The sequence below is a fragment of the Limosilactobacillus avium genome (genome assembly GCF_947381485.1).
Lineage (GTDB): Bacteria > Bacillota > Bacilli > Lactobacillales > Lactobacillaceae > Limosilactobacillus > Limosilactobacillus avium.
In genome coordinates, this window is record NZ_CANCWN010000003.1 from 100,460 (window position 1) to 108,474 (window position 8,015).

Consider the following 8,015-nt stretch of genomic DNA (forward strand, 5'->3'; position numbering starts at 1 on the left):
CTAATTTCCTCCTGCGCCAGAAAAATCCCATGCGTGCATCATCCTCATCTTATCAGCCACATCATGGCGAACCGTGATTGTGGCGTTTTTATCACATCTTTTAAGAAGCTCCTGAATACTGTCCTCCTGGTCGTAACCAGTCTCGGCAAATACCTGTCCGTCAGCCGTCAGGTGAGCCCCCACCTGGGTAAACAGGCGGTGGTAAAAACCCAGGCCGTGCTCATCGGCAAACAGGGCCAGCGGCGGTTCGTATTCCAGTACGGCCCGGTCCATCTTATCCTTAGCGGCCGGGTCAATGTAGGGCGGGTTGGTGACAATCAGGTCAAAGCGGGCACCTGCCAACTGGTCAAATAGGTCACTAGTAACCGTTCGTACCTTAGCCCCCAGGCGGTCAGCATTCTCCCGGGCAACCTCCAGGGCCAGGGTAATCCCGATCACCCCACTACCTGTTCCGAGGTCCAGAACCTTTAATGGTGCGGTGTCCTTAACCGTCGCCAGGACCCAATCAACCAACTCGGCCGTTTCCGGTTCGGGAATTAGGACATCCCTGGTAACCCGGAAAGGCCGGCCGTAAAAGGTGGTCTTGCCAACGATGTACTGGGCCGGCACGTCCTTTAACAGCTGCTGAACCGCTTCTTCAAACCACTCCTGCTCGTCTGCCGGCATCAGGTCCCGGTTATGCAGCAAGAGGTGGGTCGTGTCCCAATTATGCCGCTGCTCAAGCAAAAACTGGGGAGCGGCCGGGTCGACTGAACTATCCCGGAGGGCCTTTTGCGCCCAACGCTGGGCCGCAAAGTAGGTCCAGGCCGTCCTATTCATTACGCAATTGCTCCAGCTTCTTCGTCTGGTCGGCCACGATCAGTGCTTCAATGATTTCGTCGAGGTCCCCCGACATGACCTTGTCCAGCTTGTTTAAGGTTAAGCCAATCCGGTGGTCAGTGACCCGGTTTTGTGGGTAGTTGTATGTCCGAATCCGTTCCGAACGGTCCCCGGTCCCGATGGCGTTCTTCCGCTTTTCGTCGTAGGCACTCTGTTCCTTTTGTTGGTAGTAGTCGTAAACCCGGGACTTCAGGATCCGCATGGCCTTAGCCCGGTTTTGCTGCTGGGAACGTTCATCCTGCATGGCAACCACAATCCCGGTTGGCAAGTGGGTCATCCGGACCGCGGAAGAAGTCTTGTTGACGTGCTGTCCACCGGCACCACTGGACCGGTAAACATCAACCCGGATGTCCTTTGGGTCGATATCCACGTCAACGTCCTCAGCTTCGGGCATCACCCCAACGGTAGCGGTTGAGGTGTGGACCCGGCCGGCGGACTCTGTGACGGGAACCCGTTGAACCCGGTGGGCACCGTTTTCAAACTTCAGCTTGGAGTAGACCTTGTCACCGGTGATCATCAGGGCAATTTCCTTGAAGCCGCCGACTTCAGTTTCGTTCTTATCAACGACTTCAACCTTCCAACCCTGCTTTTCTGCATAGTGAAGGTACATGTTGTAAAGGTCGGCCGCAAACAGGCTGGCTTCATCCCCACCAGCGGCTCCCCGGATTTCCATGATGATGTTCTTATCGTCGTTCGGGTCCTTCGGGATCAAGAGAACTTCCAGCTCCTTTTCCAGCTTTGCCTGCTGGTCACGGGACTCGGATAGCTCATCCTTGGTCATGGCCGTCAGGTCCGGGTCGTCGGTTTCCCGTAGCATCTCTTCGTCATCTTTAATCGTCTGGGTGACTTTCTTGTACTCGTTATACTTTTCAACGGTTACCCGCAGGCTCCCCTCTTCCTTGGAGAGTTTCATAAACCGTTGGGAATCGGCAATCACTTCCGGATCACTAATCAGTTCGTTTAATTCATCATAGCGGTCCGCAACTGCTTGCAGCTTATCAAAGATCTCTGAAATTTCCATTATCGATTCTCCTCTTCTTTATTTAATAAGGGGTGAAAGTAGTGCTTTCGACAGACCGGGTAGTAAGACTCGTTGCCACCAATCTGAACCTGTTCACCCTCGTAGACCGGCTTGCCGTCATGAATACGCAGGTTCATCGTCGCCTTGTGCGGACAGAACCAGCAAATCGTCTTCATTTCCTCAATCTTATCGGCATAGATTAAGAGGTACTTGGTGCCCTCAAACAATTCGTTACGAAAATCGTTCTTGAGGCCAAAGGTCATGACCGGAATATTTAGCTCGTCGACAATCTTAATCAACTGTAAGACATGCCGCTTCTTAAGGAACTGTGCCTCATCGATCAAGACACAGTAAACCTTGTGGTCAACCGACCTTACGTAGTCATAGATGTTAGTATCATCCATCACCGGTTTGACTTTTCGTTTCAAACCGATCCGGCTGGCGATGATTCCCTCACCAGAACGGGTGTCGACCCCGCTCGTCATTAAGACAACCGGCTTCCCTTGTTCCTCATAATTGTGGGCAACCTTGAGAATGTCAATCGACTTTCCCGAATTCATTGCCCCATACTTGAAAAACAGCTGTGCCACTTTATAACTGCCCCTTTTTTTCATAGTCCTTTTAATTATATCGGAAAGCGGGCGGCTTTTAAACTATTCAAGCTGGGCAACGGGTAAATGATAAGTTACGGTTAAGGTTCTTTCTTTTTATTCCCATAAAGCTTAAAATAAAGAGTATTTATCTGGAGAGACTAAAATTGAAAGGAGTAGTTTACAATGTCAGTTCGAAGTTCATTTGCTGAACTTGCTGGCCGTTCCAGTTACTGGTTCCTGCACCACTTTTTTAACGGGGGGAGCTCGCTGCCGGGAAAATTAACGCTCAAGCTAGACCCAAATATTTTACAGGCCTTCAGCAAACGGTATGATCTGGTAATTGTCACTGGAACAAATGGCAAGACATTAACCACTGCCTTAAGCGTCCGGGTACTACGCGAAAAGTACGACCAGGTTCTCACCAATCCTACGGGATCAAACATGGAACAGGGAATCGTGACCACCTTTATCACCGCCCCCCGGCCCAAGAAAAAGGGGCTGGCCGTGCTCGAAGTCGACGAGGCAAACGTGGTAAAGGTCACCAAGTACATCACCCCCATCGCCTTTGTCTTTACGAATATCTTTCGGGACCAGATGGACCGCTACGGGGAAATCTACACCACCTATGCCAAGATTCTTAAGGGGGTTAAGCTGGCACCACACGCAACCATCATCGCCAACGGTGACGAACAGCTCTTCCATAGTAAGGACCTGCCTAACCCGGTGATCTACTACGGCTTTAACCATGAGTACCGCCCGGCCTTTCATGCCCCGGCTAATACCGATGGCCTGCTGTGTCCAAAGTGTCAACACATCCTGCAGTACCACATGCGGACTTACGCCGGTTTAGGCGACTATTTCTGCCCCCACTGTGGTTTTCACCGGCCGGAGTTAACTTACGCGGTAAACAAGTTGGGAAAGATGACACCGACCCAGTCGTCATTTGAAATTGACGGTCACCCCTTCACCATTAAGATTGGGGGGCTCTACAACATTTATAATGCCCTGGCCGCCTACACGCTCGGTCGCTTTCTAAATGTATCGCCAGCCCAGATTAAGCACGCCTTTGAGGCGGACGAAAAGGTCTTTGGTCGCCAGGAGGTTATCAACGTTGAGGACAAGGCCGTCACCCTGATTCTGGTCAAGAACCCGGTGGGCTTAAACCAGGTCCTCGATATGATTGAGACTGACCCTAAACCCTTTAGCTTCGTTTTCTTGCTCAACGCCAAGTATGCCGACGGGATCGACACCAGTTGGATTTGGGACGGTAACTTCGAGAAGCTGGCCCGGTCGGACATCCAGCAGTACATGACCGGTGGGGAACGCTACAAGGACATTACTACCCGGCTGACGATGGCGGGGATCGACAATATCTGGCACGAACCCAACCTCGAAAAGGTACTGGACAAGATCAAGCAGCTACCAAGCCAGCACGTCTACGTTCTGGCCACCTACACGGCCGTCCTGCAGTTCCGCAAGCTGCTCAGCGAAAAAGGCTACCTTAAGGAAGGAGGAAAACACAATGGCTAAGTTCCACCTCAAGCTCGCCCACCTCTATGGCGACCTGCTGAACACGTATAGTGACATTGGCAACATCATTGCCCTCCAATACTACGGCAAGATGATGGACGCCGAGATTGAAAGTCAGGTTATCAGCATTGACGACCAATTCGATCCGGACGCCTTTGATATGGCCCTCTTCGGTGGGGGCCAGGACTATGAACAACTAGTGGTCTCCCGCGACCTGCCAAACAAGAAGGCCGCCCTGACGAAGTTTATTAATGAGGGGAAGCCCCTTCTCGCCATCTGCGGTGGCTACCAGCTCCTCGGCAAGTATTACATTGGGGCTAACGGTGAGAAGATTCCTGGTCTAGGGATCCTCAACCATTACACCCTCAGCCAGGATAATAACCGTTTCATCGGCGATATCACCATCAAGAACGAGGAGACCGGTGAGGAGTACCATGGTTTTGAAAACCACAACGGGCGGACCTTCCTAGGTGATGGCGAACGACCACTAGGCAAGGTTGTCACCGGGCACGGTAATAATGGTGAGGACGGAACCGAGGGGGCCATCTACAAGGCAACCTACTGTTCCTACTTCCATGGTCCGATTCTGACCCGGAACGGGGAAATCGCTAAGCACTTACTGCTGATTGCCCTCCACAACAAGTACCCGGACGCCGACTTGAGTAAGCAGGAAGTCCTCAAGATCGCCCCAACATTCTAGGGGTAACGCCAATGGAAAATGGTTACTGTTTTCTCCTTGCCGCAGTCTTCTTGATTGAAAGTTTCTATGAAGTGCGCCTGTACGCTTTCTTACAGGTGGCCATCCACCACCCCCGTGCCCAGGGCAAGCAGGAACAAATCAAACGGGTAATTTACTGGGAACGCCGGTGGAACTGGGGATCCTGGATTCTGATTATCCTCCTCCTCTTTGCCCCGGGACACTACAACACCCTACTCATGGCGGTCATCACCTTAATTGAGACGATCATCGTCTACCGGATGGACCGGATTAAACAACAATTGGTTTAAAGTACTAAAGGAGTTGGAAAAGCCAGCAAAGCTTTTCCAACTCCTTTTTAGTTTCTAATCATGAAAATTAGTAGACAAACTGCATTTCGTTTCCTTAGTCAATATCATCACAGTAAACAACTGGCTTAATCAGGTCAGCTGGCTTATTGTGCATCAATTCCAGAGCATCCGGAATCTTTTCGAAGCCGTGGAACTTGTGGGTGATCATCAGTGAAGGATCCAGCCGGCCGTTGGTGATCAGACTAGCCAGCTTTTCCATCCGCAGACGGCCACCTGGCATCAGGCCACCATCGATGGTGATGTTAGACATCCCAACACCCCAGTCACCAGCCTTGATCTCAATGGTGTGGTTACCATTCAAGTAGGCAACGTTACCGATTGAGCCACCTGGCTTCGTCATCCGGGCTGCCTGGTCGAAGGTGTGCTCAGTGTCACCACCGGCAATCAGGACGCGGTCAACCCCCTTGTTATCGGTCAACTTGAGGATTTGGTCCGCAATGTCACCGTTATGGTAGTCAACAATGTCCGTGGCACCATACTTCTTGGCTACTTCGACCGTCTTTGGACGTGAACCAACGGCAAAGATCCGACCAGCACCGTGGAGGACCGCACCACGCAGGGCCATTAAGCCAACTGGGCCAATCCCGATAACGGCAACGGTGTCACCAAATTCAACGTGGGCCATCTCATCAGCATGGAAACCAGTTGGGATCATGTCAGACAGCATGCAGGCAACACCAGGGTCCATTCCTTCTGGCATGTGGGCCAGGTTACCGTCAGCATCATTTACGTGGAAACGGGTTGCGAAAACCCCGTCCTTGAAGTTTGAGAACTTCCAGCCGGCCAGCACCCCACCGGAGTGAGAAGCAAAGCCCGCTTGTGAGTTCAGGTCGGACCAGTCAGGGGTAACTGCTGGTACCAAGACCTTGTCCCCTACTTTAAAGTCCTTAACTTCGTCACCAACCGCTACAATCTCACCACATGCTTCGTGCCCTAAGATCATGTTGTGACGAGGACCAATGGCATTCTCATAAACGGTGTGAATGTCAGAGGTACATGGGGCAACGGCGAGTGGCTTAACCAGCGCATCACGGTGACCCAGTTTAGGATCATCCTTTTCGATAAAGCCAGTTTCGTTTGGGCCAATCATTGCAAAACCACGCATATTTGGTTCCACCTTTCTAAAAACAAAAGTATCATCCAACAAGTTAAAATTAACATGCGGATGATAATTTTGCAAGCGCTCCCGGTCCTTCTAATTAGGCAAGGTGGTCTGTTATCAGCTTATTAACGGCTTGGGCATCTTCTGGTGTCTTGCTAATCAGGATCAGGGTATCGTTCCCCGCCAGGGTCCCAATCACTTCCGGAACGTCCAATTCGTCAAACATCCCCGCAAGGATGGTGGCGTAGCTTGAATTGGGTTCGGTCTTGACCACGTTTAAGAATTGCACCGTCTCGACGGTCTGGACGTTGTTGTGAATGCCCAGGTACAGGCGGTCATAGTTATGGGCCGGGTCCTTTTGCAGTTGAACATAATAGGTATGACCAGTCCCATCACTGGCCTTAACAATATTTAACATATGGATATCACGTGAAATGGTTGCCTGCGTGGTCTCAATTCCGGCATCGTTGAGCAGCTTCAAAAGTTCATCCTGGGTCTCGATTTTGCGCTCACTCACGAGCTGCTCAATATATTTGCGTCGTGCCTTACGATCCATTCGGCTCCCCCCTTAGTAATTTTTATTCATTTCCTCAGATATTTATTAATAATCATAAGCAATTACTACTAAATTGTCAACGGGAAAGGGCTTAATTTAACAGTGTTTACTCAGGCTTTTAATTTTATGGGGCCCTAATGAATAAAAATTAATTCTGGGCCATTTCACGGAGGTAGGTCGCAAAGATCTGGTCGCGGCAGTCAAGGTAACGCTGGTTGCGCGCCGTCGGGTGGACGCGGTTGGTCAAAACGACCATCCCCTGGTCAGTCTGCCGGTCGAGGATCATCCACGTGCCGGTAAAGCCGGTGTGACTGATCAGGTAGTGGCGGTCAGCCTGCCGGGAGTGCAGGAGCTTCCAGCCCAAAGACCGGCTGTGTTCACCGGGAATTGGCGTCTGGTCGGTGAAGAGCATATCAACCGTCTTGGCATCCAACAAGCCAGCCAGGTTGCTTTCAATTAGTGCCCGGCCGTAGATTGCGAGATCAGCGAGACTGGCGAACATCCCCGCACACCCACAGTGCTTCCCCAGGATGTATCCCTTGGGGTCGTGAACCTGCCCCCGAATAAGGCCTCGCTTGGGCTGAATCTCGGTGGGCACACAGTTTGCCGGATCAGGAGTAAAGGTCGCACTGGTCATCTTCAGTGGTTTAAGCACCCTGTCAGTGATGACGTCCTGGACGGGTTTTTGGCAAAGTTCTTCAATAATCCAGCCGAGGTACAAGAAGTTAACGTCCGCGTACCGGATCTGGCGGTTAAGGGAGCTATCGACGTGCATTGCCGTTAAGAAGGCCCGCTTCAGGGCAGTTGGCGCTAGTTCGTTGCGGTGGGGAATATAGCCGGTGATTCCCGAGGTGTGGGTCAAGAGGTTGCGAATTGTTGGCCGGGGATCCGGGAATTCTGGTAGGTACTCCTTCACCGGGTCATCGAGGGCTAACTTCCCTTCTTGTAGTAGTTGGGCAACCACGGGGACCGTCCCCACAACTTTGGTCAGCGATGCCAGGTCATACTGCATCCCCGCCCTTAATGGTTCCGGGAATGGCCGCGTTTGGGCCAGCCCCCGCACCTGTTTGATTTCTTCTGGGCCGTCAAAAATCAGGTAACTGATCCCGGGAACAATGCCGTCATGGACCAGCTGGTCTAACTGTTGAGTCGTTTGCTGATAGGATTTCATGATTTACCTTCTTTAAAACGCGGTTTGTAAAATTAAGTTAGAAAAATAAAAAAGTCATTTGTGATAGACTTTTGAATAACCACAAACAAAAGTAA

Annotated in this window: 9 protein-coding genes; 3 read left to right on the forward strand and 6 right to left on the reverse strand. The window is 51.4% G+C overall.

Annotated features, from left to right (window positions below):
* The 3 genes from prmC to QOS01_RS02175 are packed head-to-tail and all read right to left on the reverse strand — an operon-like array spanning position 1 to position 2,490.
* Positions 1–819, reverse strand: a complete 819-nt coding sequence (prmC, locus tag QOS01_RS02165; RefSeq protein ID WP_283620901.1) for a peptide chain release factor N(5)-glutamine methyltransferase — start codon at positions 817–819, stop codon at positions 1–3.
* Positions 812–1,900 carry a peptide chain release factor 1 gene (gene prfA, locus QOS01_RS02170; protein WP_283620902.1) on the reverse strand — a complete coding sequence of 363 codons (1,089 nt, stop codon included), beginning with the start codon at positions 1,898–1,900 and terminating at the stop codon, positions 812–814. The genes prmC and prfA overlap by 8 nt, the downstream gene beginning before the upstream one ends.
* Positions 1,900–2,490 carry a thymidine kinase gene (locus QOS01_RS02175; protein ID WP_283620903.1) on the reverse strand — a complete coding sequence of 197 codons (591 nt, stop codon included), beginning with the start codon at positions 2,488–2,490 and terminating at the stop codon, positions 1,900–1,902. The genes prfA and QOS01_RS02175 overlap by 1 nt, the downstream gene beginning before the upstream one ends.
* A gap of 186 nt (positions 2,491–2,676) precedes the next feature.
* Here QOS01_RS02175 and QOS01_RS02180 point away from each other — a divergent pair, with 186 nt between their 5' ends.
* From QOS01_RS02180 to QOS01_RS02190, 3 genes are read left to right on the forward strand one after another with little or no spacing between them, the layout of a single operon-like run.
* Positions 2,677–4,023 carry a Mur ligase family protein gene (locus tag QOS01_RS02180; RefSeq protein ID WP_283620904.1) on the forward strand — a complete coding sequence of 449 codons (1,347 nt, stop codon included), beginning with the start codon at positions 2,677–2,679 and terminating at the stop codon, positions 4,021–4,023.
* Entirely contained in the window at positions 4,016–4,723 is a 708-nt protein-coding gene (locus QOS01_RS02185; protein WP_283620905.1) for a type 1 glutamine amidotransferase, read from the forward strand. Before QOS01_RS02180 ends, QOS01_RS02185 begins: the two co-directional genes overlap by 8 nt.
* Positions 4,724–4,734: 11 nt before the next feature.
* Positions 4,735–5,031 (forward strand): hypothetical protein, encoded by a 297-nt coding sequence (locus QOS01_RS02190; RefSeq protein WP_283620906.1) that lies wholly within the window; start codon positions 4,735–4,737, stop codon positions 5,029–5,031.
* A 94-nt stretch (positions 5,032–5,125) separates the two neighbouring features.
* On the opposite strand, the gene QOS01_RS02195 is transcribed toward QOS01_RS02190, so the two are convergent.
* The 3 genes from QOS01_RS02195 to QOS01_RS02205 form a co-directional block, all read right to left on the reverse strand.
* The gene (locus QOS01_RS02195; RefSeq protein WP_283620907.1) at positions 5,126–6,196 is read right to left on the reverse strand and encodes an NAD(P)-dependent alcohol dehydrogenase; all 1,071 of its coding nucleotides are present in this window, start codon (positions 6,194–6,196) and stop codon (positions 5,126–5,128) included.
* 94 nt (positions 6,197–6,290) lie between these two features.
* Positions 6,291–6,749 carry an arginine repressor gene (locus QOS01_RS02200; RefSeq protein WP_047767967.1) on the reverse strand — a complete coding sequence of 153 codons (459 nt, stop codon included), beginning with the start codon at positions 6,747–6,749 and terminating at the stop codon, positions 6,291–6,293.
* Between the two features lie 148 nt (positions 6,750–6,897).
* On the reverse strand, positions 6,898–7,920 hold the full coding sequence (locus QOS01_RS02205; RefSeq protein WP_283620908.1) for a serine hydrolase domain-containing protein: 1,023 nt from the start codon (positions 7,918–7,920) through the stop codon (positions 6,898–6,900).
* Between the last annotated feature and the right edge of the window lie 95 nt (positions 7,921–8,015).